Genomic DNA, 25224 nt, shown 5'->3' on the forward strand with positions numbered 1-25224 from the left:
AGAATTCCTGTCTCGACAGGGCAAACCGCGGCCCCTTTGGCAGGAACCGCGGTTGTTCGGTGGGTGTGAAGCTTACGAGCCGATCTTGGCGCGGCGCGCGTCGATGATCGCCTGATAGAAGCTGGCGTCAACTTCGGTGAAGCCCTTGTAGTCGCCGCCCTGGATCGCCGAGAAGCATTCCGGATCGCTTTCCGGCAGGGCCATCATGAAATCCTTGAACTTGGCCTTCATGTCGGTGTCCATCGATGTGCGAACCACGATCGGGCCGTTCGGGATCAGCGGCGACTGCCAGACCTGGACCAGGTCACCCATGTCGACGATACCCTTGTCGACCATCTTCTTCAGATTGCCCGAGGTGTAGCCGTCCTTGAACTCGCCAACGCCGGAAGCCCAGGTGGTGCCGGCATCGAAATTGCCCTTGACCACTTCGAGAACCAGGTTCTCGTGACCGCCGCCGAAGCCGGTTTCACCGAAAAACTCGGCAATCGGCGCACCGATGGCGGCAGGCAGGGTCACCGAGGGAACCAGGTAACCGGAGGTGGAATCCGGATCGGCAAAACCGAGCTTCTTGCCCTTGAGGTCAGCCAGCGTGGTGATGCCCGAATCCTTGCGCGCGACCATGACCGAGTAATAGCCGGTGGCGCCATCGGTCTGGATGGTGGTCAGGATCGGCTCGACCGCCTTGGGGTCCTCGAGATAGACCTTGGCATAGCCCGAAGCGCCGAGCTCCGCATAATCGAGCGTGCCGCCAAGCAGGCCCTGAATCACGCCGTCATAATCGGCAGCCGGAAACAGCGAGACTTTTTCAACGCCGAGAACTTCCGGCAATTTGTCTGACATGCACTGGAAATTGCGCAGCCGGTCGGCTTCGTTTTCGCCACCGATGATACCGATGCGGAAATCCTTGAGGTCTTCGGCAGCGGCCGGCTGGGCGGCAGTGACAGCGGCAATCGAGGCCGCGGCGAGAAGGGCTTTCTTGAACATTGATCTGCTCCTGGTGAGATCCGGCGGGATGCCGGCTGTTTGTCGGGTATGGCCTGTCACGCGGGCAAGGCGACCCCGGCGACTGCAGTATTGGCGCTCAACGCCGGCTGCAGCGGACCGGTGGATTTGGGCCTGACCGGCACCACGGGGCGGTCGGCGGAAATCGATGTCGAGGTGATGCTCTCGGAGATCTCGGTGCCGTCGCCGGAAGCGCCATAGATCATCCGCACGGCGCTGGTGGTGAGCTCCGTCGGCGAGTCGTCAAACACCACCTTGCCGCCGGCCATGCCGATCACCCGCTCGCAATAGGCGCGCGCGGTGTCGAGCGTGTGCAGATTGGTGATCACGGTGATGCCTTCACGCTCGTTGATGTCCCTGAGCGCATCCATAACGATCTGCGCATTGAGCGGGTCGAGCGAGGCGATCGGCTCGTCGGCCAGAACCATCGATGGCGACTGCATCAGCGCTCGCGCTATGGCGACACGCTGCTGCTGTCCGCCCGACAGGGTGCCCGCCATCTGCAATGCGGTCTGGGCAATGCCGAGCCGCTCAAGGGCAGCAAGAGCGCTGGCGCGCTCCTCGATGGTAAAGATATTGAGGATGTTGAGGATCGTCGAGCGGTGGTTAAGGCGGCCAAGCAGCACATTGGTCAGCACATCCAGCCGCGGCACCAGATTGAACTGCTGAAAGATCATGGCGCAGTCGCGCTGCCAGTTGCGCAGGTCCGCGCCGCCGAGCCCGGACACGGTTTTGCCCTCAAATCGGATCTCGCCGCTGCTTGTCGGGGTCAAGCGGTTGATCATCCGAAGCAATGTCGATTTGCCCGCCCCGGACCGACCGATAATACCGACCATCTGCCCTTCCGGGATCGACAACGATACGCAATCAACAGCGATGTTGGCGCCAAAGCGTCGGGTCACGTCGGTCAATTCAAGCATGGACTGGCTCCTCTGGGGTCACGGTTGATCGTGTGACTTTCGAGGACTGGACTAGCCCAGCCATGTGAAGCGGCAATGTCGGTTTGATGTCAGATTTGTTACTCCCCACAAGCCCGCTTCCAAATGGGTCAGCTGCCAGCATTTGTGCCGTTTACGGGCTTGCGCTCCCGTCTCCGCCGTGGCCCTATGCGCAGGTCTGGTGCCCGCTGATGCGGGAGAATCGGGAATTCGGTGAAAATCCGGAACGTGCCCAACGCTGTAAAGGGGATGGTCCGCGCGACAGGCCACTGGGAAAGCCCCGGGAAGGCGCGCCGGCCAGATGATCCGAAGTCAGAAGACCGGCCAGATGTCATAGCCTTTCAGCGCACGGACAGCGCTGCGGGGTGTTCACGGATTGTTGGGGGATCAAACAATGCCGAAGACATCCATGCTGCGTGCAGCAGAGCCGTTTCTGGCGGCTGAACGCGACGCCGTCTACAAGGCCATCTTCACCCGCCGCGATGTGCGCGACCAGTTTCTGCCCGACCCCATACCCGGAGACGTCACCCGACGGTTGCTGAATGCTGCCCACAATGCGCCGTCTGTCGGTTTCATGCAGCCGTGGAATTTCATCACCATACGGGACCAGGCCGTGCGCGAGCGCATCGCCCATGCCTTTGGCAAGGCCAATGACGAAGCCGCCGCAATGTTTCCCGAGCACAAGCGGTCCGAATACGCCGCGCTCAAGCTTGAAGGCATCCGCAAGGCGCCGCTCAACATCTGCGTGACCTGCGACCGCACCCGCGGCGGAAAGATCATTCTGGGCAAGACCCACAATTCCAACATGGATCTCTACAGCACCGTCTGCGCGGTGCAGAACCTGTGGCTCGCCGCGCGTGCCGAGGGCATCGGCATGGGATGGGTAAGCATCTTTCGCGACGCCGATCTCAAATCCATTCTCGGCATTCCGGACCGGATCGAGATCGTCGCCTATCTCTGCCTGGGTTATGTCGACGAGCTCTATGAGCGGCCGGAACTTGAGGTCAAGGGCTGGAACCGCAGACTGTCCCTTGAGGATCTGATTTTCGAGGAGCGCTGGCAGGGCGAACCCTAGCCCTCATACTTCTCGATAAACGCCTCGACCGGCAGCGCGCGGAAATCCTTGAGCGCCGCATGCAGCCGTTCGTGCTCCCAGTCCCACCAGGCCAGCGCGTCAAGCCGGCCGGAGATATCGTCCGAGAAACGCTGCCGGATGGTCCGTGCCGGCACGCCGACGGCAATGGCGAAATCGGCGACGTCTTTTGTGACCACCGCATTGGAGCCGATGATGGCGCCGTTGCCGATGCTCACGCCAGGCATCACCACTGCGCCATGTCCGATCCAGGTGTCGTGGCCGATCGAAATCCCCTGCCCGGCGCGCCAGTCGAAAAATTCGGGGTCGTCGCTCTCGCCGTCGAAATACCAGGATGAGCGGTAGGAAAAATGATGCTGCGAGGCGCGCTGCATCGGATGCATGCTGGCATAGATCCGGACATGGCTGGCGATATTGGCGAACTTGCCGATGGTCGCATAGGCAATCTGGGTGTTCTCGACGCAATAGGAATAATCGCCAATCGTCGAATGCGACACCGTGCTATGGGCGCCGACTTCGGTGTAGCGACCCAGCGTGGACTCCACGATTTTCGCCGTGGGATGCACCAGCGGTGTTTCCGACAGCTTGGTCATGCCGCCGACTTTCCGGCGGCAAATGCCGCTACATCGATGATGTGATCGGCCACTGCATTGCGCACGTCCTGGTCGTGGAAAATGCCCAGCAGTGCTGCGCCATCGGCCTTCTTGCGGGCGATCAGATCGATCACCACTTCGCGGTTGGCGGCGTCCAGCGACGCCGTCGGTTCATCGAGCAGCAGGATCGGGTGATCGGTGATGAAGCCGCGGGCAATGTTGACGCGCTGCTGTTCGCCGCCGGAAAAGGTCGCCGGCGGCAGCGACCAGAGTTTTTCCGGCAGATTCAGTTCGGCAAACAGATCGGCCGCCCGCTGGCGCGCCACCTCGCGCTCGACGCCGCGGATCAACAGCGGTTCCGCCGCCACATCGAGTGCCGACACGCGCGGCACCGCCCGCAAAAACTGGCTGACATAGCCGATGGTGTCGCGCCGGATCTCCAGCACCAGGCGCGGATCGGCGCTGGCGACATCGATGTGACGGCCGTGATGGCTGACCAGGATCTGGCCGCTGTCGGTGCCGTAATTGCCGTAGAGCATCTTCAGGATCGAGCTCTTGCCCACCCCTGACGGGCCGCCAAGCACCGCGCAGGAGCCGGCTGTCAGCGAAAACGACACATTGGCGACAACCGGCAGTTCGACGCCGCCGCGCATATGCATGATGAAGGTTTTTTGAACGTCTGAAGCAACAAGCAGCGTGTTCATGGGGCTAAACCTGCAGGATCGAGGAAACGAGGAGCTGGGTGTAGGGCGCGCGCGGATCATCAAGCACCCGGTCGGTAAGACCGGCCTCGATCACCCTGCCCTCCTTCATCACGATCATCCGGTCCGACAACAGCCGCGCCACCGCCAGATCATGGGTGACGACGACCACGGCAAGACCGAGATCCGAGACCAGCCCGCGCAACAGATCCAGCAGCCGCGCCTGCACCGAGACATCCAGGCCGCCGGTGGGCTCATCCATGAACACCAGCCGCGGTTCGGTGACCAGGTTGCGGGCGATCTGCAGTCGCTGGCGCATGCCGCCGGAAAAGGTGCGCGGCTGATCATCGACGCGATCGGCCTGGATTTCCACCCGTTCGAGCCACTCGATCGCAGCCCCGCGGATATTGCCGTAATGCCGGTTGCCCACCGCCATCAGCCGCTCGCCGACATTGGCGCCGGCCGAGACTGTCATCCGCAACCCGTCGATCGGGTTCTGATGTACGAAACCCCAGTCGGTGCGCATCAGATAGCGGCGCTCGGCTTCCGCCATCTTATAGATACCGGCACTTATCCCGTCCCGCATCCGGTAGCGCACGGTTCCACAGGTCGGCGTCAGCCGCGAGGAAATGCAGTTAAGCAGCGTGGTCTTGCCGGAGCCCGATTCCCCGACAATTGCTAGCACCTCACCCGGCCAGACATCGAAACTGACATCGGTGCAGCCGATGCGGTTGCCATAGACCCGGGTCAGGCTGTCGACGCTGAGCAGCGGCTGCTTGGCTGCAGAGGTGATCCCCCCAACCGACGCTTCAAGTGTTTCAGAAAGGCTCATCACATCGCCTCCATTTCGCCATCGGCTTCATCGCCCAACAGCTCACCACGGTGGCCATCGGCCCTGCGGCTTTCGCAATAATGGGTGTCGGAACAGACGAACATCCGCCCTCCCTTGTCATCGAGCACCACCTCGTCGAGATAGACCTGCTCGCCGCCGCACAACGCGCAGGGCTGCTCAAAATGCTGGATTTCGAACGGGTGATCCTCGAAATCAAGGCTGACCACCTCGGTGTAGGGCGGGATCGCGTAGATCCGCTTTTCCCGGCCCGCGCCAAACAGTTGCAGCGCTTCGGACTGGTGCATTTTCGGATTGTCGAATTTCGGCGTCGGCGACGGATCCATCACATAGCGCCCCTCAACCTTGACCGGATAGGCATAGGTCGTGGCGATATGACCGTTGCGGGCGATGTCCTCGTAGAGTTTGACATGCATCAGGCCATATTCCTCGAGCGCATGCATCTTGCGGGTTTCGGTCTCGCGCGGCTCGAGGAAGCGCAGCGGTTCCGGGATTGGCACCTGGTAGACCAGAACCTGGCCCTCGGTCAGCGGCGTTTCCGGTATCCGGTGCCGGGTCTGGATGATCGAGGCGTCGGCTGTCGCGGTTGTCGTTGCCACGCCCGCGGTCTTGGCGAAGAAGGCCCGGATCGACACCGCGTTGGTGGTGTCATCCGCTCCCTGGTCGATCACCTTCAGTACATCGTCGCGCCCGATGATCGCCGCAGTCACCTGCACCCCGCCGGTGCCCCAACCATAGGGCATCGGCATTTCGCGGGACGCAAACGGTACCTGGTAGCCGGGAATGGCGATGCCCTTGAGGATTGCGCGGCGGATCATCCGCTTGGTCTGTTCGTCGAGATAGGCGAAATTGTAACTCGCCAGATTCTGCGAGCTCGTGTCCTGTGTCAGCGCGTTCATTCCGCGGCCTCCTTCGTGTCATCCTCGGCAGCGGTGTCGTCTCCCGCCTTCGCTGCGGCCTCGAAATGCTCAGTGCGCATGCGGCGCACCAGATCGAGTTCGGCCTGGAAGTCGACATAGTGCGGCAGTTTGAGGTGCTCGACAAAACCGGTCGCCTGCACATTGTCGCAATGCGACAGCACGAATTCCTCGTCCTGCGCCGGCGCAACAATGTCCTCGCCGAGTTCGGATGCGCGCAGCGCCCGGTCGCACAATGACATCGCCATCGCCTTGCGCTCGGCCTGACCGAAGACCAGCCCGTAGCCGCGAGTAAACTGCGGCGGCGCCTTGTCCGAGCCCTGGAACTGGTTGACCATCTGGCATTCGGTCAGTTTCACCCGGCCGATCGCGACGGTAAAACCGAGTTCGGGGATCACCACCTCGACATCGACTTCGCCGATGCGGATTTCACCGGCAAAAGGGTGGCTGCGGGCATAGCCGCGCTGGGTCGAATAGGCGAGTGCGAGCAGAAATCCCTCGTCGCCACGCGCCAGCGTCTGCAGCCGCGCATCACGTCCCATCGGGTATTCCGTCGGCGTGCGGGTGATATCGGCCACCGGGCGGGAGGCGTCCGTTACCGGATCGTCCTCGATCAGCCCTTCATCGCCCAGAATGTCGGAGACGCGGGTGACTTTCTCACCGCTCTCGGCAGCCGTTGCGGGAGACGGCACGGGCGCATCCCCGCCGAGCTCCGGGTCCAGCAGCCGGTGGGTGTAATCGAAGGTCGGACCAAGTAATTGCCCGCCCGGCAGATCCTTGTAGACCGCCGAAATCCGCCGCTCGACCACCATCTTGCCGGTGTCCATCGGTTCGGAATGGCCAAACCGCGGCAAGGTGGTCCGGTAGGCGCGGAGCAGGAACACCCCCTCGATCAGGTCGCCGCGTGCCTGCTTGATGGCGAGCGCGGCCAGTTCGGGATCGTAAAGCGAGCCCTCGCCCATCACCCGGTCGACGGCGAGCGACAATTGCCCGGCTATCTGTTCCAGCGTCAGGCCCGGCACATCCGTGTCGCCCCGGCGGCGGGCGGCAAGCAGGCGATGCGCATTGGCGATGGCGGCTTCGCCGCCTTTTACTGCAACATACATCTTACGCTCCCTCTCGGACAAGACGAGTGCTGCGCGGCAATGCCGCCACGCAGTCAGGACCTGCCAGGATCAGATCGATGCCGCGCGGAAACGCAGCCCGGTTGGCCTGCCATTGCGCCTCGAAATGCGGCGGCATCGGATCGGGCGCCAGCGACGCCTGATGCTTGATGCCCGGACCCTGCAGCACCAGCGGCGCGCCATCGGACAGGCTCGCAACCTGCAGGATCACCGTCGTCGAACGGTCCGGGAATTCGTGGGTGCCGAGCGAAAACCCGTTCAGCGCCGAAAGGCTTTGCGGTGCGGCGACAAGTGCGAAGGCGGCATCCGAAGGCTGGCTTGTAACCGGCGCGCCGGTGTGGAACACGATCCAGTCCCGGACGGCGGATGATCTGGTCAGCGCCGGATCCAGCCAGACGGGCGTGTCCGCATCGGCCAGCATGACGATCAGCGCCGAGGCCGAAGCCGATAACGGCGTCGGCGGCGCGGTCACCACCGGCAGATCCTGCACCGAGCCGGGGCGCGCCATGGCGTCCATCAGGGCGCGGAACACGGTTTGCGAGGCGCCGACTGGATTGGCGAACCCGCCTTCATAGATAGTGGAATCAAAATCAGCGGATGGCATCAGTCTTCCCCCCGCACCATGGTGAAAAAATTGACCCGCGTCGCCGCGGTCTCTTCGCGCAGCCTGGCATCAGCCTCGCCTGCCAGTTTCTCCAGCGGCGCAATGATATCGCGCTCGATCATCTCCGAATGGGCCGGGTCCTGCGCCAGCGCGTCGATGACGGCGACCAGTTGCGCCTTGCGGCTGTCGCGGCCGCTGATCATGGCGTGCCCCACCTGTCCGCCCTCGATCCGCACCGTCACCCGGGTCGCCGACATTTCGCCGACATGGAACGGCTGACCGCTGCCGCCGATCTGTCCCTGCAGCGCCACCAGCCCGGATTCCGGGCCACGCAGCACATCCACCGCCGGGTCCAGCCCGGTCTGTTTCCACAACCCCAGCAGCTCACGGCTTGGCGCCTTGGCCAGCACCGACAATCGTCGTTTCCGTGCGGCCACGTCGGCGGTCTCCGTTGCATCCTCTGTTGTTCCGGCCAGCGCCATCGCGATCTCCTAATTTGTCTATTTATCTAGACAACCATATCAATTACACTATACCTAAACCCACCCTGTGACGAGCCTGTGACAGCACGAAAGGAAGTTGTGCGTGGAGAGATTGCAAAGACGCACCGGCATTGCGCTGTGGCGGCAGGTTGCCGACCAGATCCGCCAGTCGGTGCTGACTGGAATGGCCGCCAATGAGCGATTGCCCGCCGAAGCGGAACTGGCCACCCGGTTCGGCGTCAACCGTCATACCGTGCGCGCAGCCATTGCAGCACTCGAGAAGGAAGGCATCCTGCGCGCCGAACAGGGCCGCGGTACCTTTCTCAATGACCGCAAGCGGCTGAGCTATCCGATCGGCCCACGCACCCGGTTCTCCTCGGGGCTGGAGGATCAGGCGCAGACCCGATCCGGCCGGCTGCTGTCGAGCCGGACCACCCCTGCCCCGCCGCATGTGGCCAGCGCCCTGTCATTGCCGGCGGATGCGCCGGTGATCCAGATGGCGACGGTGTCGGCGGCGGACGGCGTCCCGGTCTCTGCGGCGACGTCGTGGTTTGATGCCCGCCGCTTTGGCGAGATTGCAGAAATTTACGCCGAGACCGGCTCGATCACCGCCTCGCTGGCGCGGCTGGGCGTGGATGATTACACCCGCAGGAGCACCGCGGTGGAGGCCCGTCATGCCAGCCGCGAGGATCTCGACCTGCTCGGGCTCTCGCCCGGCGCCATCGTGCTGCTCACCCGTTCTATCGACGTCGATCCGGAAGGCCGGCCGCTCCAATATGGCGAATCCCGCTTTGCCGCCGACCGGGTGGAATTGCTGATCGACAGCGCACCTCCTGCGCGACCGGTCGGCATCATCTGATCTCACTGCTCCCATCGTCACAAAACTGAGAACTGAATCATGTCTAAGCCTGCCAGCAAGACGATTGCTCAAGGTTCAGGCGGGACCCGTGACCAAAAAATACCGGACCATCTTTCTTTCCGACATTCACCTCGGCACGCCCGATTGCCAGGCTGACATCCTCATCGACTTCCTGCGCGAGCACGACGCGCAGACCATCTATCTGGTCGGCGACATCATCGATTGCTGGCGCATGAAGCGGAAGGGGTTCTTCTGGCCGCAATCGCACAATGACGTGGTGCAGAAATTGCTGCGCAAAGCGCGCAAGGGAACCCGCATCGTCTATGTCCCCGGCAATCACGACGAGTTGCTGCGCGATTATCAGGGCGTCCATTTCGGCGGCATCGAGGTACGCGAGCGCGACCTGTTCGAGACTGCTGACGGCAGGCGGCTTCTGGTCATCCACGGCGACGAATTCGACATGGTGGTGATGAATCACCGCTGGCTCGCCCATCTCGGCGACATCGCCTATGGCCTGGCGATGTGGACCAACAAATGGCACAACCGCACCCGCCGGTTGCTCGGCCTGCGCTACTGGTCGTTCTCCCGTTGGGCCAAGCTCAAGGTCAAGAGCGCCGTCAATTTCATCTCCGATTTTGAGGAAGTGCTGGCCGAGGAAGCCCGCAAGCATGGCGCGGACGGCGTCATCTGCGGCCATATCCACCACGCCGCCAACGAGATGCGCGACGGCATCCGCTACATCAACACCGGCGACTGGGTCGAAAGCTGCACCGCGGTGGTCGAGCATGCCGATGGCCGCATGGAGATCATCGACTGGTCGCGCCGCATCTCGGAAAAAGCCGGACTGGCGACAACGCCGTCGCCTCGGCAGATCACCAATCCACAGGACCGCGCCGCATGAGCGCCGGCACCAAAAATTCTCTCCATTGGAGCATTCAGCATGACCATGATTGAATCCACCGCCATCGGCGCCCGTATCGACGGCGCCGTCGTGCGCAACACCGCCCTGTCCTCGACCGGATTGCTGGAACGGGTGTTTTCCACAGCCTTCCGCGGCCTGGTCTATCCGCAGATCTGGGAAGACCCGCTGGTCGACATGCAGGCGCTGGCGCTCAAACCAACCGACACGCTTGTCACCATCGCGTCGGGCTCCTGCAATGTCATGTCCTATCTGACCGCCAATCCGGCCGAAATCATCGCCGTGGATCTCTCGCCGGCGCATGTGGCGCTGGGCAGGCTCAAACTGGCCGCGGCCGCCCATCTGCCGGACCACACCTCGTTTTCCAACCTGTTCCGCCATGCCAATCTCAAATCCAACGTGGCGCTTTACGAGCGTCACATCCGTCCGCATCTTGATGAGGCAACACGGGCCTATTGGGATGGCCGCGAAGTCAGTGGCCGCCGCCGCATCAGCCGCTTTTCCCGCGGCTTCTATTCGACCGGCTTGCTCGGACGGTTCATTTCCGCCGCCCACGTCATCGGCAAACTCTACGGTGTCGATCCGCGCGACTTGCTGCGCATGGACAGCGTCGAGAAACAGCGCGAATTCTTCCAGTCCCGCATCGCCCCGGTATTCGACAGCCGCAGCTTCAAAGCGCTGACCTCGCTGCGCGCCTCGCTGTTCGGGCTTGGCATTCCGCCGGCACAATATGAAGCACTGGCCGGTGACGCAGCCGATGGCATGGTTGGCGCTTTGCGGGTGCGCACGGAGCGGCTGGCCTGCGGCTTTCCGCTCAAGGACAATTACTTTGCCTGGCAGGCCTTTGGCCGCGGCTACCAGCCAGGCGAAGCAGCCAGCCTGCCGCCCTATCTGCAGGCGCATCATTTCGAAACGGTCCGGCGCAACGCCGGCCGGGTGGCAATCGTCAATGAAAGCATCACCGCCCTTCTGGCCCGCCGTCCCGCCGCCTCGGTTGACGCCTTCGTGCTGCTCGATGCCCAGGACTGGATGACCGACAGCCAGCTCTCGGAACTTTGGGCCGAGATCAGCCGCACAGCGAGCCCCGGCGCGCGGGTGATCTACCGCACCGCTGCGGCGGCCTCGCCGTTGCCGGGGCACATTCCCGAGGGCATCCTCGCCAAATGGGATTACCGCCGCGAGCAAAGCCTGGCACTGGGCGCACAGGATCGCTCGGCCATCTATGGCGGCTTCCATCTGCATGTGAAGCGCGACGCCGGCGCATGAGCATCGTTTCCGCCAATGCCTCGGCGATGGATGGCATCTACCGGCATCAGCGTCACATCTATGACCTGACCCGGCGCTACTACCTGCTCGGCCGCAATGATCTGATCGCGGCACTTCAGCCGCCACCGGGCGGCACCGTGCTCGAGATCGGCTGCGGCACCGCGCGCAACCTGACCCTGACGGCACGGCGCTATCCCGATGCGCAGCTCTTCGGTCTCGACATCTCGGCCGAGATGCTCAAATCCGCCGAGGCGATGGTCTCAAAAACAGGCATGGGCGACCGCATCCGGCTGGCGCAGGGTGACGCAACCAGCTTCAAGGCCGATGAGATATTTGGCGTGCCCGGTTTTGACCGGGTATTTCTGTCCTACAGCCTGTCGATGATCCCCGGCTGGCAGGCAGCACTTGAACAGGCATTGCACGCAGTCGCACCCGGCGGCGAACTTCACGTCGTCGATTTTGGCCAGCAATCGGCCTTGCCAAAATGGTTCGGCAAGGCGCTGAAAACCTGGCTGGCGCGCTTTCATGTGACCCCGCGCCAAAACCTCGAAGCGGCCATGGCAGCGCTTGCCGGCACCCATCAGGCACACCTGACATTCTCACCAGTCTACCGCGATTACGCCCGCATTGGCATGATCCGGCTGTCCTGAATCAGGATGCCGCCAAACCGGACCTCACCGGTCCGCCATGTCCCTGCAATGGTCGTCGACGATCCGCTGCACCATCGGCGCATAATGGGAAAAGGGCTGCGTCGTCAGACCCGCCTCCTTGCCGGCATCGTCATAAAGCCGAACCCGGATGATCGCCGGACAATTCCTGTTCAGTTCAAATGACCGGACCTCGCTGTCGCTCATGGGGCCGCCCTGCAGGTTGAGCGAGTGGACCGACGCCTCGGACAGCTTGCCGAAATAATCGGGGGTGGTCGCGCACAGATAGCGCTTGGCGGCGACGTGATACCGGACGCAATCGGTGACGAGCGTCGGAAAGAACCGCTCCAGCACCTTGGCGCCCGCTTCCTCGTGATGCCTGTCCTCGACATCATCCATCGAGAAAGTGCCGAACTCCGAGGTGAAATGACCGATGTCGTGCAACAGCGCCGCCACCACGATGATCTCCGGCTCGCCGGCCTGTTCGGCGAAATGCGCGCCCTGCAGCATGTGTTCGGCCATGGTCACCGGCTCGCCGAGATATTCCTCGCCGCCGCGGCGCTCGAAAATGTCTGCCAGGAAATCGACAATCGTGTCCGCCGACAGGGTTTGCGATCTGCTCATGCTCATTCAGCCGCCTCCTGGATCTCTGTTTCCAGCGAAGCCAGCGTCGACAACAGCCCGTCCTTGTCGGCATAGCATCCCTGCAGCCAGCGTGATCCCGCACCGGAATAGCCCTTGCGGGCATGCAGCACCCGTGTGTTGTCGACCAGGAAACATTCCCCCGGCGTCAGCTTGAAGGTCACTTCCATCGCAGGATCATCTATGATCTCGCCGAACCGGCGATAGGCCGCATAATAGGTGGCCATGTCATCAAACGGCACGTCGGTGATTGCCGCGGTGGAGCGATTGTTGAAACGCACACCGATCAGTTCACCATCGGCGGACACTTCGATCATCGGACGCCGCGCGCGCAGGCAGACACCCTTTTCCCCGGCATATTCGAACCGCGCGCAATATTTCGACAACACGTCGAACCAGGCCGGGTTCTCCGCCTTCAACCGCAACGCGGCGGCAAAGCCGTCAACCACCATGTTCTCGCCGCCCTCGGCCGAGTTCTCGAGGCAATACAGAATCTGCACTGTCGGCACCGGGTCGCGGTAGGGGTTGTCGGTATGGGCCTGCAGACCGAGGCCGGTATAGGCCAGATTGGTCGGATTGACCTCGGTCCGCACTTCAAAATACCTGCCGTAATTGGTTTCGCGGACATAGCCGAACAGCGCCGCGATCTTCAAAAGCGCCTCGCGCTCCACCGGGCCTCCGGTCATTTTGCCAAAGCCGTATCTGCGCAACTGCGACAGCCAGTTACGCAGGACGCCGCCATCGGCGGTGGCGCGGTTGAAATCGGCAAGCGGGATCGCCGACATCAGGCCACTGTCCCAGGTCTCTGTCCCGGGCGCCAGCCACCCGGCCTCGCGCCCGGGCCCGTTGTCATAGCCATGCGCCAGCAGCCAATCGACATTGTAATCGATGCTTTTAATCTCGGGCTGAAAATCCAGCGTCAAGGTGGAACCGGCAATCCGCGCGCGGTCGATACGGAGATCAGGCGGGATATCGCGAAGCGCGATCAGCCGCTGTCCGTTACCCGCCGAGCGGGTCTCGGGATCCCAGGCATTGTCGCGCAGCCAGATCGCGTGGAAGCGCGTCCGCGTGCCGCTCCCGGAAATCAGGGTTACAATCTGACCGTCATCACTCAGTTCAACATCCGGCATCGGTGCGCATCCTCGATCATTTGGCGTTAATGACAGTTAGCGCCACAAGTGCCATAATGACAATTCAGCAATATCCATGCTTAGCTACGGTTTTCATTATGTCTCTTAGCAAAACCGGCCGGCTGCCGCTGGAATGGGTCCGCGTTTTCGAAGCCGCAGGCCGCACCGGCAGCTTTACGGCGGCAGCCGCCGAAATCGGATTGACCCAGGCCGCGGTGAGCCAGCGCATCAGGAATCTCGAACAGCTTGTCGGCGTCAGCCTGTTTTCACGCCAGCCACGCGGCGTGATCCTGACTGTGGATGGCGAAGCCTGGCTGCCCTATGTCACCCAGTCCCTGCAGGCGCTCAACCGCAGTGCCGACGAGCTGTTCGGCAAGGCGCCTGACCGGATCGTCATGTCGGCGAGCGCATCGGTGGCGCAATTGTGGATCGTGCCCCGCCTCGCAGCTCTGCGCGACAGGCCGAAGTTCCAGATCTCGATGACCACCATGACCATCGAGCCGGACTTCGCCAAGGCCAACGCGACCATCGAGATCCGCTATGTGCGCGACCCCCGCCCGCCGGGGCGCGCCACCCGCCTTTACCGGGAACATCTGGTTCCGATGAGTGCCCCCGGCTTGCTGGACAACAACACATCCTGGTGGAAACTGCCCCGCATCACCGTGTCCGGCCCGCGCCCGGGCTGGCAGGAATGGGCGGTGCAGACCGGCGATGCAGCAACCGCCGTTCCAAACTACCGTTTTGACAATTACGTCTCTGCGCATGCCGCCGCCCTGGCAGGACTTGGTGTGATGCTGGGATCCGTGCCGCTTTCCGGCCCTGATCTGGCAAGCGGAAAACTGATCCGCCTCTCGGACAAGGCGCTGACGCCGGACGCGGGCTACTGGATGACGGCAATCGAGGACATGCTGACCCGAAAAAACTGGGAGGAGCTTGTCGCGATGTTCTGCGAGCCTTCCGAACCGGCCTGATCAGGCCCCAGGGCCTTACCCGGCGCCGCCGACATCGGTGCGGGCAACGGCAACGGTCTTGACGATGGCAAAGCACTGCGCACCCGGTTCGAGCTGCAGCGCCAGCGCCGAGCGCCGGGTGATCCGCGCCAGCAGCAGATCATCGCCGGCCTTGAGCTGGATGATGGCGCCGGGCCCGTCGCCGAGCCGCACCGCCGATACAGTGGCCGGCAGGACATTGAGCGCCGACAATCCCTCGGGCCGGGTCCGCGACAGGATCACGTCCTGGGCCAGAATACGGATCGACAGCCGCGCGCCGATCCTGGCGTCGACCCTGGGCAGATATAGCGGTCCGGCAGATGCCTCGAGCCGCGTCAGCCCGTCATCTTCCTGCGCCGTCACCACCGCATGCAACGACGCGCCGGCGGTGCGGATGCCGAGCGCCGGCACATTGTCGGGATCGGAGAGTATATCCTCGGCCGGACCGGCGCGGACCACCCGGCCTGCGTCCATCAACACAAGGGTTGTGGCCAGCCGCGCCACTTCCACCATCGAATGGCTGACATAGAGCACCGGCACCGCAGTCTCTTCGCGCAACCGCTCGAGGAACGGCAGGATTTCCGCCTTGCGCTCCTCATCAAGCGCTGCCAGCGGTTCATCCATCAGCAACAATTGCGGTCTGGCGAGCAGCGCCCGGCCGATGGCCACGCGCTGTTTTTCGCCGCCCGACAGCCCGCCCGGCCGCCGCTCGAGCAATCCGTCAATGCCGAGCATCGCCACCACATGGTCGAACTCGGCGCCAACCCCGCGCGGCGCAAACCAATGGCCATAGCTCAGATTCTGCCGCACGCTGAGATGCGGAAACAGCCTGCCTTCCTGAAACACATAGCCAAGCCGCCGCTGGTGCACCGGCACCGACGCGCCCTGCTCAGCGTCAAACAACACCCGCCCGTCAAGCACGATCCTACCCGCATCAGGCCGCAGCAGCCCGGCCACCGCATTGACCACGGAAGTCTTGCCGGAGCCGGAGCGACCGAACAGCGCGGTGACACCAGCCGGTGCCTCGAAATCGACATCGAGCGCGAAATCGCCAAAGCTGTGCGCCAAGTGCACCGAAAGGCTCATGATCCCGAGATCCTTCGCGCCACGGCCCGGCCGATCCACTCCGACAAAAACAGCGCCAGAAGCGCAATCGCCACGGCGATCAGCACCAGTTGCATCGCCCGGGAATCGCCCCCGGGCACCTGCAGGAAACTGTAGATTGCCGATGGCAGGGTCTGGGTCTGGCCCGGAATGTTGGAGACGAAGGTGATGGTCGCACCGAACTCGCCCATCGCCTTGGCAAAGGCCAGGATGACGCCGGCAAGAATGCCGGGCAGGATCAGCGGCAGGGTGATTGTGGCAAACACCCAAACCCGCGAGGCGCCCAGCGTCGCCGCCGCCTGTTCGAGCTTCGGATCCACCGCCTCGATCGCCAGCCTTATCGCGCGCACCATCAGCGGAAACGCCATCACGGCCGCTGCAAGGGCTGCGCCGGTCCAGCGAAAGGCGAAGACCAGTCCGAAGGCGTCCTCGAGAAAGCCGCCAACCGCGCCGCGGCGTCCGAAGGTCAGAAGCAGCAGATAGCCGGTGACCACCGGCGGCAGGATCAGCGGCAGATGCACCAGCCCGTTGAGCACCTGCTTGCCCCAGAACTCGTGCCGCGCCAGCGCATAGGCCACCGCCACGCCCAACGGCAGGCTCAGCACCGTGGCCCAGAACGACACCTTGAGCGACAGCGCAACCGCGCTCCATTGATCCGGGGTGAGCCAGTCAGCCATCGCCCTGCCCGGTCAGCGGCGCAAACCCTTGCGCTCTGAAGATCTCCACTGCAGCCGGGCTGATGAGAAAGTCCAGAAAGGCTTTGGCATCCGGATGCATCGAGGTGCGGACAATGGCAGCCGGATAGATGATCGGGGCGTGGCTGTCTTCGGCAAAGGTCGAGACCACGCTGACAGCGTCATCGGCCACCGCATCGCTGGCATAGACAATGCCGAACGGGGCTTCACCGGACGACACCAGCGCCAGTGCGGCGCGGACATTGTCGGTCTGCGCCACCCTGGTGGACACCGTGTCCCAGAGGCCGAGATTGCTGAGCGCTTCCTTGCCGTAGATCCCCGCCGGCACGGAATCGACCAGCGCCATCGCCAGCCGGCCGTCCCCAAGCAGGCCCGGCAAATCCGTCTTCGGGCCGAGACTGATCCCGGGTGCATTGCGGCCATGGGCGATCAGCACCAGGCGGTTGCCCAAAATATTTGTGCGGGTGTCGGCTCGGATCATTTCCGCATGTTGCAGATAGTCCATCCAGTCAACCGAGGCAGAAATGAAGATATCGGCGGGCGCGCCCTGCTCGATCTGCCGCGCCAGGCTGGAACTGCCGGCATAGGAAATCCTCACGGCGGTGCCTGTCTGACTGCCCCAGTCCATCGCCACCTGGTCCAGCGCCGTCTTCAGGCTGGCCGCGGCAAACACCAGCATATCATCTGCCCGGGCGCCCACGGCGGACAGCGTCAGCCCGGCAGCAACCAGCATACCAACCATGCGGCGGATCAAACGGGCAGGCATCCGGCAAGCTCCCTGATTATAAGGTCCTAAGGGACGTATCAGCGGGAAGCATCGGCTGGCAAGCACCAAGGCCTGCAGCCGCTATTTGGCGTGCGCAGAACTGGAGCCGGAGGCAGGGACATCCCTGCTCCCTGCCCGTTTGTCGTTCAGTAAGGACTAGCCGAACATGTCGGCGGTTATCCCGGCATACCAGCCGGCGGATTCCTCGTAATTGGCCTTGCGCAGCGCCGCATCCTCATCCATCTGGCTGACAAAGCTCTGGGTCGAGGCGATCTTGCCGTCGCCGGGTTCATATTGCGCCCCGACCTTCACGCTGTCATCGGTCTCGATCAGGCTCCAGCAGGTATTGGCATATCTCGCCGGAAACACCTTGGCGTCGACCAGATCGCCGCGAATGGTCATCGCCGCCACCTTGGCCTGGCTGTTGGCGGAAAAGCCGGATTTCGGCATGTCGCCGGCAATGCAGGCGTCGCCAATGACAAACACTGCCTCATCCATCGTCGAGCGCATGCTCTCGGGCTCGATGGGACAGAAGCCGCTGTCATCGGCAAGCCCCGCAGCAGCGGCAATCGCGCCCGCCTTTTGCGCCGGAATGATGTTCATGAAGGCGCCCTTGAAGGTGTCGAGATCGGTCTCCACGGTGCCATTGCCGACATCGACACTGACGATGCCGCCATGCACATCCGGCCCGTACCATTCGATCATGCCGGGATAATGCTTCTCCCAGCCCTCCTGGAATACTCCCTGCTTGGAGAACTTGTCCTTCGGATCGAGAATGATCACCTTGGAATCAGAGAGCCCCTTGGCCTTGAGCACATGCGCCATCATCGAGGCGCGTTCATAGGGTCCGGGCGGGCAGCGATAGGGATTGGGCGGCGCCACCATCAGGATCTGCTGGCCGTTTTCGATGGCGTCGAGCCCGGCCTTCAATAGCTTGGTCTGCGGCCCGGCCTTCCAGGCATGCGGGGCGACCTCCGAGAGGTCCTCCGAATAGCCCTCGACCGAATCCCAGATCAGATCGATGCCGGGTGCGACCACCAGCCGGTCATAGGAAATGGTGGCCCCGTCGGCCATCGTCACCGTTTTGGCCTCGCGGTCGACGCCGGTTGCCATCCCGGTCACCTTGGTGATGCCGTAGTTCGATTGCAGCCCGTCATAGCTGTGGGTGATCGAGTCAAAGCTGCGGAACCCGCCGACATAGAGATTGGAATAGAAGCAGGTGGTGTAGACATCCGAATTCTCGATCAGCGTCACGTCGATGGCGCCGTCGGAATCCTTGGCGATGTAGCGCGCCACGGTGGCTCCGCCCGCACCGCCGCCGATGACGACCACCCGCGGTTTGCCCTGGGCACGCAGATAGGTTGGAAGCGTCAGCGCCGCAGCTCCGGCGCCGGTTAAAAGTCCGAATTGGCGTCTTGTCAGGCCTGCCATGATATCCTCCCGATTGCAGGTTGCAGTTATTGCGGTTCCAGCGAACTGAAATAGGCGGCCAGCGCGGCGATCTCCTCATTGCCGAGATTGGCGACGCGCAGCTTCATCACATCATTTGAGCGCACATTGGTGACGTATTCAAACAGCGAGCGGACGAAATAGTCTTTCGGCAGCCCGACAATCGACGGAATGCCGTCGGCATGGCCGCTGGCCTGGTGGCAGGTCACGCATTCGCCGGCCAGATATTCGCCATAGTCCGGGTCGCCTTCCATCTGCAGCACGATGTCGGCAAAGCCGTGCACCTCCCCATCGTCCGAGGCGTCGCTCGCCACCGGATCCGGCGCAGGTGCGGTCCGTGTCGCGGATTCAAGCCAGTTGATCAGCGCCGCACGGTCCTCGGCATCAGTCATGCCGCGAAACGACATGCGGTTGCCCTTGATATAGTCACGCGGTTTTTCGAGATAATCGCTCAGTGTTTCGGCGGTCCAGACCAACCCGGCTTCGCCGGCCGCGCGCATGCTGTCAGAATAGCGGAAATCATCGAGGCTGCCGGCTGTGCGGCCGAACAGATTATCGAGATGCGGGCCGACCTTGTGCCTGGCCCCTGCCCCGATCTCGTGACAGGCAGCGCATGGTTTGAACAGGGCTTCCGGCTCGGCCGCTGCGGCATTGGCGGTCAGCCACGCCAAAAAGAAGGCAGGCACCAGACCGCGCAACAATCTGCTGTGGATCCGGTGCCTGCCATGGTCAGTCATTCCTGTCTCCTCATGGGCGCTGATCGCCCCGTGCGGTCAGTCTATACCGCCTCCCGAATTCTCCTCATCGCCATTGCCTTCCGGCGTCACGTCGATCACCTGGGCGCGGGCGGTGATTTCCACCGGACCCGGCTTGCAGTCGGCCATGCAGGGCTCGACGCCCTTGGCGTAATGCGGCTCGCTCAACCGGTCGTCGGCGATGAAGTTCGCCTCATTCGGCAACCGCATCTCAGTGAAGTTTTCCCCGGACAGTTCGAACTCTTCATCCTCGACGATATCGTTAAGATACATCAGATAGGCCGTCAGCGCATAGACATCGTCATCCGACAGCGACCGGGCGTCGCCAAAGGGCATGGCGCGGCGGACATAATCGAACACCGTCGACAGATAGGGCCAGTAGGAGCCGATGGTCTTGACCGGACGGTCCTTGAGCAGCGTGTCCTGGCCACCCGCCAGCACCGGCCAGCGTCCCGCACCCTCGCCGAAATCGCCATGGCAGACCGCGCAATTGTCGGAATAGATCGGCTCGCCTTGCGCCACGGTGCCTTTGCCCTCGGGCAGACCGGTGCCGTCGGGGCGAATGTCGATATCCCAGGCGGCAACCTCGTCCGGCGCAGCCACCCGGCCAAGCCCGAACGCGCCCTGGCTTGCCTCCGTCGCCATCTCGGGCTCGGCTGCCATTACCGGTTCCGCCGCTGGTTCCTCGGCAGCGGGAGCGGCTTCGGCGGTTTCGACCGGTTCGGCCTCAACCACGGCCTCGGCAGCCGCCGCCTGCTCTGTCGAAAAGCTCTTCAGATAGGCCAGAACATTGGCGATATCGTCGTCCTTCTTCAGACCGGCAAAGGCCATCTTGGTGCCCTTGACCATGTCTTTCGGCTTGGCCAGGTACCGGGCGACGTTGGCGTCGTCCCAGATCAGCCCCTCTTCGCCCGCAGCCATCATCGCCTTGGAATATTTGTACCCCTCGGCCGATCCCGCCACACGGCCGAACAGATCATTGAGCTCGGGACCAACCCGGTGCTTGGCGCCTTCGCCGACGGCATGGCAGGCCTTGCATTTCTTGAACACTTTTTCGCCGGCATCAATGTCGCCATCGGCAAATGCCGGGTTGGCAAAGGCAGCCAGTGCGGCAACGGCCAGCGCCGCAGACTTAGGAAACTTCAACATTTTCAACCACCCCGTCTTTGTTGACGTGCCATGTCTGGATGCCATTGTTGTGATAGATCGAGTTGCCGCCACGCGCGGCGCGCAGCGCGTTCTTGGTCGGCTGAACCAGTCCCTGATCATCGATGGCGCGCGACTGCAGCAGCAGTTCCGACCCGTCCCAGTTGATGTCGAGATAGAACCGGTGCAGCGCCTTGGGCAGGCTCGGCCCGTCGATCCGCGCCGTCTGCCAGGTGCGTCCACCATCAATCGTCACGTCAACGCGCTTGATCGTGCCGCTGCCCGACCAGGCCAGGCCGGAGATCACCAGCGGCCCCTTGCCATGGGTCACCGGCGCCTGCGGGCTGGGGCTGGTGATCACCGATTTCACATCCATCACCCAGGTGTGGCGGCGAGCCTTTCCACCAGCCAGGAGATCGGTGTATTTCGAGGTCTCCTCGCGCTGGGCCCAGGGCGCATCGCCGATTTCGAGACGACGGAGCCACTTGACCCACATATTGCCTTCCCAACCGGGAACGCACAGCCTGAGCGGATAGCCCTGCTCGGGACGCAGGGATTCGCCGTTCATCTTGAAGGCGACAAGGCAATCATCCAGCGCCTTGTCGATCGGGATCGAGCGCGTCATCGCCGAGGCGTCAGCGCCCTCGGCCAACAGCCATTTGCCACTGGTCTTCACGCCCGCCTCTTCCAGCAGGTAGCGCAGCGGAACGCCGGTATAGACCACGCAATGGATCATGCCGTGGGTGAACTGGCAGCCATTGAGCTGCGCGCCCTTCCATTCCATGCCGCCATTGGCGGCGCATTCGAGGAAATAGACCCGGTTTTCGCGCGGGAACCGCTTCAGGTCCTCCATGGTGAAGACCAGCGGCGTATCGACCAGTCCATGAATCATCAGCCGGTGATCGGCGGGATCAATCGTCGCCGTACCACCATGGTGCCGCTCGAAGCACAGACCATTGGGCGTGATGATGCCGTCGAGTTCATGCAGCGGCGTGAAATTGATCGACGAAACCGGATCGGCCGTCAGCCACGGCACACTGCGGCGCACCACATTGGCCTCGAACTCCGACGGTGTACCATAGGGCGCGACATCGACGCCTTCGCCCGGATAGCGGTTCCAGTCCTGGATCTCGGTGATCAGCGGATCACCGGCGGCGCGCGCCACACTGGTGCTTGCTGCAACCGCAGCGCCGCCCATCAGGCCGGCCTTGAGAAAGGCGCGCCGTGACGCAGTCTGTTGTCTCGATTTCGTGTCGGTCCGGTCTACCATGAGAGCCTCCCGTCGTGCATGTCCTGCATCTGCATCATTGTCTCCGTCGTCATCGCCAGGTTCTTGGACCCCGGCCATTCAAGTCAAATCAGGTTCACCGGATCACCCGGACCGCCGCAGCGTCCGGATCCAGCGAAACCACCGATTTCTTGGTGATGTAGTCTTCCATCAGGTCGTAGATGGCAGGTCCTTCGACCCCTTCATTGACCGAGGCCCAGCCGCCGACTGTGTAGGTCTTGTCGGCTTGCATCGGTTCGCCGCTGCCGGTGAGCCGCATCTCCGAAATCCGCGACCCCATATTGGCATCGGGCGTGCAGGCATAGGTAAAGCCGCCAACGCGGACCATGTCGCCGCCCTGCTGCAGGAACGGGTCCTTGTTGAACAGGTTGTCACAGACGTCTTCCATGATGTCCTTGAGCTGCGCGCCGGTGAACTCCAGCCGGTAGACCGACGGGTAACTCATCGAGGTTTCGGTGTAGAGATCATCAATAGTGATGTCCGAACCCGGCAGCAGCGTCGTGCCCCAGCGGAACCCCGGCGACAGCGCAATCTCGGTGTCACGCTCTTCCATGATGCCCTGACAGATCAGGTCGTCCCAGGTGCCGTTGAAATTGCCGCGCCGGTAAAGCAGTGTGTCGGTGGTGCCGATCACCCGTTGCGTCTCGGCCTCATAGGGCGCGCGCACTTCGTCGATCTTGGCAGCCATCTCCGGATCAGGCGTGATCACATCGGCAAACACCGGGATCAGCGTCGAGCTGTAGCCGGCAACCTTGCCGTCCTTGACCTCGAGATCGATGCGGCCGAGATATTTGCCGTGCGAGCCCGACGACATCAGCAACGTGCCCTCGACTTCCAGCGCTACCGGGGTGGCGTCATGGGTGTGGCCGGTGACAATCACGTCAAGGCCGCTGACCGTCGACGCAATCTTGCGGTCGACGTCGAAACCGTTATGCGACAGCATCACCACGATCTCGGCGCCTTCAGCCCGCGCCGCATCGACATTGGCCTGCAGCACTTCGGGGCGGATGCCGAATGACCATTTCGGAAACATCCAGCTCGGATTGGCAATCGGCGTGTAAGGCATGGCCTGGCCGATGACGGCCACCTTGACGCCGCCACGCTCGAAATAGGCGGTGTGCTCGAAGGCCGGCTCGTCCCATTCCGCATCGAAGATGTTGGACGCCAGGAACGGATAGCCCATCGCATCGACCAGTTCGAGAAACCGGTCTTCGCCGAAGGTGAACTCCCAGTGCCCGGTCATCGCATCGGGCTTGAGCAGTTTCATGCACTCGACCATGTCCATGCCGTTGGTCTTGAGCGAGGTGTAAGAGCCCTGCCAGGTGTCTCCACCATCCAGGAACAACACCTTGTCGTCGCCGCGCTCGGCGCGGATCGCCTTGACCAGCGTCGCGGTGCGGTCAAGACCGCCAAGCTGGCCATAGGTGCGGGCCAGGTCGACATAATCCACCATCGTGTGGGCATAGGCGTAGGGGCTGCCCTTCTCGATATCGAAATAGGCGAGGAATTCTTCTGCGACCAGATGCGGCGGCACGCCGGCATAGGCGCCGACGCCGATATTGGTGTCGGGCGGACGGAAGAACACCGGCTTGAGCTGGGCGTGGCAATCGGTGAAATGCAGCAACGTCACCTGCCCCTTGGAATCGAACTTGAGCAGATCGTCCTGGGTCAGCTTCTGCTGCGCCAGCGCACGGGTCGGATTGGCGCCCAGCCCGGCGGCGCCAAGCACGAAACCGGCATTCAGGGCATATTGCAGGAAATCGCGTCTGGTATGCATCCCATTCTCCATTCAGCGGAAAAACGAACAAAGTGTCCCGCTCCGGCTTTTGCCAGATTTGAATTTCGCCAACATTTCAACTCGTTATCGCATTGTCATCAAAACCGGAGCCGGCTTGATGAAGCGCCTGGGCGCATTCTTGTACCGCGACGGCGGCCTTCCGGGTCAGATCTGACACAAGGGCCTGGCCGTGGCTGCCGGAGGCGTCAAGACGCCTCCGGCAAGATCCAAACTACTGACGCACCGACGGGGTTTCGACCGAAAGGCCGGTGCCGCGCCATGTCACATAGGTTTCAAGCGCCATCAGATCGTCCGAAAACGCCTTGGGCTGTTCGGCGCGGGTATCACGGATACAGCCGCGGAACCGCTGATGCAGCGATGTCAGGCCGCTCTTGAGCCGGTAGGTCGGGAAGCCGTTGACTTGCCCCTGGCTCAAATGGTCGGCGCGGATGAATTTGCCCATCGCCACTTCGTGGCAGCTTGCGCAGGCAAGGTTGAGCTGACCGGTGCGGGTGTAATAGACATCCTTGCCCTTTTCCCACCACGACTGCATGTCGCCTTCCGACAGATCAAGCTCCACCGGCATGCCCAGTGACTGATGCTTGATGTAAGCCGTCAGTTCCTGCTGGCCACCCTTGTTGAAGGGCAGCGCTTCGGCGCCCATCTGCTCGGTGCGGCACTTGTTGATCTGCAGCTCGATATTGATCGGCTTGCCGGAATCCGCATCCCATTTCGGGAAACTGGCTCCGACGCCCTTCATGGTTTCGGCCGCATCATTGTGACAGCTCGCACAGGATTTGCCCTGTGTGCCGTCCACCGTGTTCCACAGCGTTTCGCCATCTTCGACAGCAATCATGCCGGGGTTCTCGATGGTGTCGCGCTCGACGTCGCGGGTTTCCGCCTCGCGGAACAGCCAGCCCGAAAGAACCTCGTCAAAGGGATGGCCTTCAGGCGCCTTGGTCCGTGTGACCATCGGCACGCCGTCAATTTCGAGTGTGTCATCCACCGGCTCGGCCCAAACCGGACCGGACCCCGCAAATGCAGCCGCCAACACGACACCGGCTATCAAAAGTCTTTTCATAACAGTCTCCGTCCTCCCGGGATGTCCTGTGCGCGAGCCTCCTCCCGCACGGGATCCCTGCCAAAGTTATTTGACTTCGATCGGTGCCTCGGCCTCGTAGACCGTACCGTCATCATCAAGCCAGGTGAACTTGAACGTTCCGCTGGCCGGCACCTTGGCGTTGAATTCGAAATAGGGATTGGCGGAAATCGCCGGATCCAGATCGCATTCGAACACCGTCTGCCCTTCGAAGGTGCAGGTGAACTTGTTGATGATCTGACGCGGAATGGGATTGCCATCGCCGTCCTTGCGCTGGCCAGATTCCATCTCGTGGCTGATCAGCGTCTTGATGGTGATCACCTCACCGGCCGAAGCCGACTTGGGCACCTTGATGCGTGGTTTTGATGCCATTTTTCTAAATCCTGTCC

Annotated in this window: 27 protein-coding genes and 1 riboswitch; of the genes, 6 read left to right on the top strand and 21 right to left on the bottom strand. The window is 62.6% G+C overall.

Annotated features, from left to right (window positions below; all coding sequences use genetic code 11):
- Nucleotides 1-72: 72 nt before the first annotated feature.
- Entirely contained in the window at nucleotides 73-984 is a 912-nt protein-coding gene (gene phnD, locus OEG82_RS16455) for a phosphonate ABC transporter substrate-binding protein (RefSeq protein WP_267613477.1), read from the bottom strand.
- A 56-nt stretch (nucleotides 985-1040) separates the two neighbouring features.
- Nucleotides 1041-1922, bottom strand: a complete 882-nt coding sequence (gene phnC, locus OEG82_RS16460; RefSeq protein WP_267613478.1) for a phosphonate ABC transporter ATP-binding protein — start codon at nucleotides 1920-1922, stop codon at nucleotides 1041-1043.
- Between the two features lie 180 nt (nucleotides 1923-2102).
- A riboswitch (cobalamin riboswitch) is annotated at nucleotides 2103-2283 on the top strand.
- 51 nt (nucleotides 2284-2334) lie between these two features.
- Here phnC and bluB point away from each other — a divergent pair.
- Entirely contained in the window at nucleotides 2335-3015 is a 681-nt protein-coding gene (gene bluB / locus OEG82_RS16465; RefSeq protein ID WP_267613479.1) for a 5,6-dimethylbenzimidazole synthase, read from the top strand.
- Here the strand turns inward: bluB and OEG82_RS16470 are convergent.
- From OEG82_RS16470 to phnG, 7 genes are read right to left on the bottom strand one after another with little or no spacing between them, the layout of a single operon-like run.
- Nucleotides 3012-3626 (bottom strand): DapH/DapD/GlmU-related protein, encoded by a 615-nt coding sequence (locus OEG82_RS16470; RefSeq protein WP_267613480.1) that lies wholly within the window; start codon nucleotides 3624-3626, stop codon nucleotides 3012-3014. The genes bluB and OEG82_RS16470 overlap by 4 nt on opposite strands.
- Complete coding sequence (gene phnL, locus OEG82_RS16475; protein ID WP_267613481.1) at nucleotides 3623-4330, bottom strand: phosphonate C-P lyase system protein PhnL; 708 nt, start codon at nucleotides 4328-4330, stop codon at nucleotides 3623-3625. The genes OEG82_RS16470 and phnL overlap by 4 nt, the downstream gene beginning before the upstream one ends.
- A gap of 4 nt (nucleotides 4331-4334) precedes the next feature.
- On the bottom strand, nucleotides 4335-5159 hold the full coding sequence (phnK, locus tag OEG82_RS16480) for a phosphonate C-P lyase system protein PhnK (protein ID WP_267613482.1): 825 nt from the start codon (nucleotides 5157-5159) through the stop codon (nucleotides 4335-4337).
- Complete coding sequence (locus OEG82_RS16485; protein ID WP_267613483.1) at nucleotides 5159-6076, bottom strand: alpha-D-ribose 1-methylphosphonate 5-phosphate C-P-lyase PhnJ; 918 nt, start codon at nucleotides 6074-6076, stop codon at nucleotides 5159-5161. Before OEG82_RS16485 ends, phnK begins: the two co-directional genes overlap by 1 nt.
- Nucleotides 6073-7200, bottom strand: coding sequence for a carbon-phosphorus lyase complex subunit (locus tag OEG82_RS16490; protein ID WP_267613484.1), 1128 nt, complete (start codon nucleotides 7198-7200; stop codon nucleotides 6073-6075). Before OEG82_RS16490 ends, OEG82_RS16485 begins: the two co-directional genes overlap by 4 nt.
- Before the next feature lies 1 nt (nucleotide 7201).
- Nucleotides 7202-7822 carry a phosphonate C-P lyase system protein PhnH gene (gene phnH, locus OEG82_RS16495; RefSeq protein ID WP_267613485.1) on the bottom strand — a complete coding sequence of 207 codons (621 nt, stop codon included), beginning with the start codon at nucleotides 7820-7822 and terminating at the stop codon, nucleotides 7202-7204.
- The gene (phnG, locus tag OEG82_RS16500; protein WP_267613486.1) at nucleotides 7822-8304 is read right to left on the bottom strand and encodes a phosphonate C-P lyase system protein PhnG; all 483 of its coding nucleotides are present in this window, start codon (nucleotides 8302-8304) and stop codon (nucleotides 7822-7824) included. The genes phnH and phnG overlap by 1 nt, the downstream gene beginning before the upstream one ends.
- Nucleotides 8305-8401: 97 nt before the next feature.
- Here phnG and phnF point away from each other — a divergent pair, with 97 nt between their 5' ends.
- The 4 genes from phnF (at nucleotide 8402) to OEG82_RS16520 (ending at nucleotide 11998) form a co-directional block, all read left to right on the top strand.
- The gene (gene phnF / locus OEG82_RS16505; protein ID WP_267613487.1) at nucleotides 8402-9163 is read left to right on the top strand and encodes a phosphonate metabolism transcriptional regulator PhnF; all 762 of its coding nucleotides are present in this window, start codon (nucleotides 8402-8404) and stop codon (nucleotides 9161-9163) included.
- Between the two features lie 88 nt (nucleotides 9164-9251).
- Nucleotides 9252-10064 carry a UDP-2,3-diacylglucosamine diphosphatase gene (locus tag OEG82_RS16510; RefSeq protein WP_267613488.1) on the top strand — a complete coding sequence of 271 codons (813 nt, stop codon included), beginning with the start codon at nucleotides 9252-9254 and terminating at the stop codon, nucleotides 10062-10064.
- A gap of 39 nt (nucleotides 10065-10103) precedes the next feature.
- A complete protein-coding gene (locus OEG82_RS16515) occupies nucleotides 10104-11348 on the top strand; it encodes a BtaA family protein (protein ID WP_267613489.1) in 1245 nt (414 codons plus the stop codon).
- Entirely contained in the window at nucleotides 11345-11998 is a 654-nt protein-coding gene (locus OEG82_RS16520; RefSeq protein WP_267613490.1) for a class I SAM-dependent methyltransferase, read from the top strand. The genes OEG82_RS16515 and OEG82_RS16520 overlap by 4 nt, the downstream gene beginning before the upstream one ends.
- Before the next feature lie 24 nt (nucleotides 11999-12022).
- Here OEG82_RS16520 and tmpB read toward each other — a convergent pair whose 3' ends face one another.
- Entirely contained in the window at nucleotides 12023-12625 is a 603-nt protein-coding gene (tmpB, locus tag OEG82_RS16525; protein ID WP_267613491.1) for a (R)-1-hydroxy-2-trimethylaminoethylphosphonate oxygenase, read from the bottom strand.
- Nucleotides 12622-13767: a 2-trimethylaminoethylphosphonate dioxygenase gene (gene tmpA / locus OEG82_RS16530; RefSeq protein WP_267613492.1), complete on the bottom strand. Its 1146-nt coding sequence runs from the start codon at nucleotides 13765-13767 to the stop codon at nucleotides 12622-12624. Before tmpA ends, tmpB begins: the two co-directional genes overlap by 4 nt.
- A 98-nt stretch (nucleotides 13768-13865) precedes the next feature.
- On the opposite strand from tmpA, the gene OEG82_RS16535 reads away from it, so the two are divergent.
- Complete coding sequence (locus tag OEG82_RS16535) at nucleotides 13866-14738, top strand: LysR family transcriptional regulator (RefSeq protein ID WP_267613493.1); 873 nt, start codon at nucleotides 13866-13868, stop codon at nucleotides 14736-14738.
- Nucleotides 14739-14753: 15 nt separating this feature from the next.
- Here the strand turns inward: OEG82_RS16535 and modC are convergent, their stop codons facing one another.
- From modC to soxZ, 10 genes are all read right to left on the bottom strand, one after another.
- Complete coding sequence (gene modC / locus OEG82_RS16540; RefSeq protein ID WP_267613494.1) at nucleotides 14754-15842, bottom strand: molybdenum ABC transporter ATP-binding protein; 1089 nt, start codon at nucleotides 15840-15842, stop codon at nucleotides 14754-14756.
- The gene (modB, locus tag OEG82_RS16545; protein ID WP_267613495.1) at nucleotides 15839-16537 is read right to left on the bottom strand and encodes a molybdate ABC transporter permease subunit; all 699 of its coding nucleotides are present in this window, start codon (nucleotides 16535-16537) and stop codon (nucleotides 15839-15841) included. The genes modC and modB overlap by 4 nt, the downstream gene beginning before the upstream one ends.
- The gene (modA, locus tag OEG82_RS16550; protein ID WP_267613496.1) at nucleotides 16530-17321 is read right to left on the bottom strand and encodes a molybdate ABC transporter substrate-binding protein; all 792 of its coding nucleotides are present in this window, start codon (nucleotides 17319-17321) and stop codon (nucleotides 16530-16532) included. The genes modB and modA overlap by 8 nt, the downstream gene beginning before the upstream one ends.
- 156 nt (nucleotides 17322-17477) lie before the next feature.
- A complete protein-coding gene (locus OEG82_RS16555) occupies nucleotides 17478-18752 on the bottom strand; it encodes an NAD(P)/FAD-dependent oxidoreductase (protein WP_267613497.1) in 1275 nt (424 codons plus the stop codon).
- A gap of 26 nt (nucleotides 18753-18778) precedes the next feature.
- Entirely contained in the window at nucleotides 18779-19507 is a 729-nt protein-coding gene (locus OEG82_RS16560; protein ID WP_267613498.1) for a c-type cytochrome, read from the bottom strand.
- Nucleotides 19508-19543: 36 nt separating this feature from the next.
- Nucleotides 19544-20674, bottom strand: a complete 1131-nt coding sequence (locus OEG82_RS16565; RefSeq protein ID WP_267613499.1) for a c-type cytochrome — start codon at nucleotides 20672-20674, stop codon at nucleotides 19544-19546.
- Nucleotides 20658-21941 (bottom strand): sulfite dehydrogenase, encoded by a 1284-nt coding sequence (gene soxC, locus OEG82_RS16570; protein WP_267613500.1) that lies wholly within the window; start codon nucleotides 21939-21941, stop codon nucleotides 20658-20660. The genes OEG82_RS16565 and soxC overlap by 17 nt, the downstream gene beginning before the upstream one ends.
- 94 nt (nucleotides 21942-22035) lie before the next feature.
- The gene (gene soxB / locus OEG82_RS16575; protein ID WP_267613501.1) at nucleotides 22036-23736 is read right to left on the bottom strand and encodes a thiosulfohydrolase SoxB; all 1701 of its coding nucleotides are present in this window, start codon (nucleotides 23734-23736) and stop codon (nucleotides 22036-22038) included.
- Between the two features lie 232 nt (nucleotides 23737-23968).
- Nucleotides 23969-24817 carry a sulfur oxidation c-type cytochrome SoxA gene (gene soxA / locus OEG82_RS16580; protein ID WP_267613502.1) on the bottom strand — a complete coding sequence of 283 codons (849 nt, stop codon included), beginning with the start codon at nucleotides 24815-24817 and terminating at the stop codon, nucleotides 23969-23971.
- Between the two features lie 66 nt (nucleotides 24818-24883).
- Nucleotides 24884-25207, bottom strand: coding sequence for a thiosulfate oxidation carrier complex protein SoxZ (gene soxZ / locus OEG82_RS16585; RefSeq protein ID WP_267613503.1), 324 nt, complete (start codon nucleotides 25205-25207; stop codon nucleotides 24884-24886).
- Nucleotides 25208-25224 lie beyond the last annotated feature (17 nt).

The sequence above is a fragment of the Hoeflea ulvae genome, from assembly GCF_026619435.1.
Taxonomy (GTDB): Bacteria; Pseudomonadota; Alphaproteobacteria; order Rhizobiales; family Rhizobiaceae; genus Hoeflea; species Hoeflea ulvae.

Bases quoted from the DNA above. Each gene is read 5' to 3' on its own strand.
- modB (WP_267613495.1), bottom strand. From the start codon at position 16,537: ATGGCTGACTGGCTCACCCCGGATCAATGGAGCGCGGTTGCGCTGTCG.
- soxB (WP_267613501.1), bottom strand. From the start codon at position 23,736: ATGCATACCAGACGCGATTTCCTGCAATATGCCCTGAATGCCGGTTTC.
- tmpB (WP_267613491.1), bottom strand. From the start codon at position 12,625: ATGAGCATGAGCAGATCGCAAACCCTGTCGGCGGACACGATTGTCGAT.
- OEG82_RS16490 (WP_267613484.1), bottom strand. From the start codon at position 7,200: ATGTATGTTGCAGTAAAAGGCGGCGAAGCCGCCATCGCCAATGCGCAT.
- OEG82_RS16485 (WP_267613483.1), bottom strand. From the start codon at position 6,076: ATGAACGCGCTGACACAGGACACGAGCTCGCAGAATCTGGCGAGTTAC.
- modA (WP_267613496.1), bottom strand. From the start codon at position 17,321: ATGCCTGCCCGTTTGATCCGCCGCATGGTTGGTATGCTGGTTGCTGCC.
- phnH (WP_267613485.1), bottom strand. From the start codon at position 7,822: ATGCCATCCGCTGATTTTGATTCCACTATCTATGAAGGCGGGTTCGCC.
- phnC (WP_267613478.1), bottom strand. From the start codon at position 1,922: ATGCTTGAATTGACCGACGTGACCCGACGCTTTGGCGCCAACATCGCT.
- OEG82_RS16520 (WP_267613490.1), top strand. From the start codon at position 11,345: ATGAGCATCGTTTCCGCCAATGCCTCGGCGATGGATGGCATCTACCGG.
- phnK (WP_267613482.1), bottom strand. From the start codon at position 5,159: ATGAGCCTTTCTGAAACACTTGAAGCGTCGGTTGGGGGGATCACCTCT.
- soxA (WP_267613502.1), bottom strand. From the start codon at position 24,817: ATGAAAAGACTTTTGATAGCCGGTGTCGTGTTGGCGGCTGCATTTGCG.
- OEG82_RS16555 (WP_267613497.1), bottom strand. From the start codon at position 18,752: ATGGCAGGCCTGACAAGACGCCAATTCGGACTTTTAACCGGCGCCGGA.
- phnL (WP_267613481.1), bottom strand. From the start codon at position 4,330: ATGAACACGCTGCTTGTTGCTTCAGACGTTCAAAAAACCTTCATCATG.
- soxZ (WP_267613503.1), bottom strand. From the start codon at position 25,207: ATGGCATCAAAACCACGCATCAAGGTGCCCAAGTCGGCTTCGGCCGGT.
- phnG (WP_267613486.1), bottom strand. From the start codon at position 8,304: ATGGCGCTGGCCGGAACAACAGAGGATGCAACGGAGACCGCCGACGTG.
- OEG82_RS16470 (WP_267613480.1), bottom strand. From the start codon at position 3,626: ATGACCAAGCTGTCGGAAACACCGCTGGTGCATCCCACGGCGAAAATC.
- tmpA (WP_267613492.1), bottom strand. From the start codon at position 13,767: ATGCCGGATGTTGAACTGAGTGATGACGGTCAGATTGTAACCCTGATT.
- bluB (WP_267613479.1), top strand. From the start codon at position 2,335: ATGCCGAAGACATCCATGCTGCGTGCAGCAGAGCCGTTTCTGGCGGCT.
- OEG82_RS16515 (WP_267613489.1), top strand. From the start codon at position 10,104: ATGACCATGATTGAATCCACCGCCATCGGCGCCCGTATCGACGGCGCC.
- phnD (WP_267613477.1), bottom strand. From the start codon at position 984: ATGTTCAAGAAAGCCCTTCTCGCCGCGGCCTCGATTGCCGCTGTCACT.
- modC (WP_267613494.1), bottom strand. From the start codon at position 15,842: ATGAGCCTTTCGGTGCACTTGGCGCACAGCTTTGGCGATTTCGCGCTC.
- OEG82_RS16535 (WP_267613493.1), top strand. From the start codon at position 13,866: ATGTCTCTTAGCAAAACCGGCCGGCTGCCGCTGGAATGGGTCCGCGTT.
- OEG82_RS16560 (WP_267613498.1), bottom strand. From the start codon at position 19,507: ATGACTGACCATGGCAGGCACCGGATCCACAGCAGATTGTTGCGCGGT.
- soxC (WP_267613500.1), bottom strand. From the start codon at position 21,941: ATGGTAGACCGGACCGACACGAAATCGAGACAACAGACTGCGTCACGG.
- OEG82_RS16565 (WP_267613499.1), bottom strand. From the start codon at position 20,674: ATGTTGAAGTTTCCTAAGTCTGCGGCGCTGGCCGTTGCCGCACTGGCT.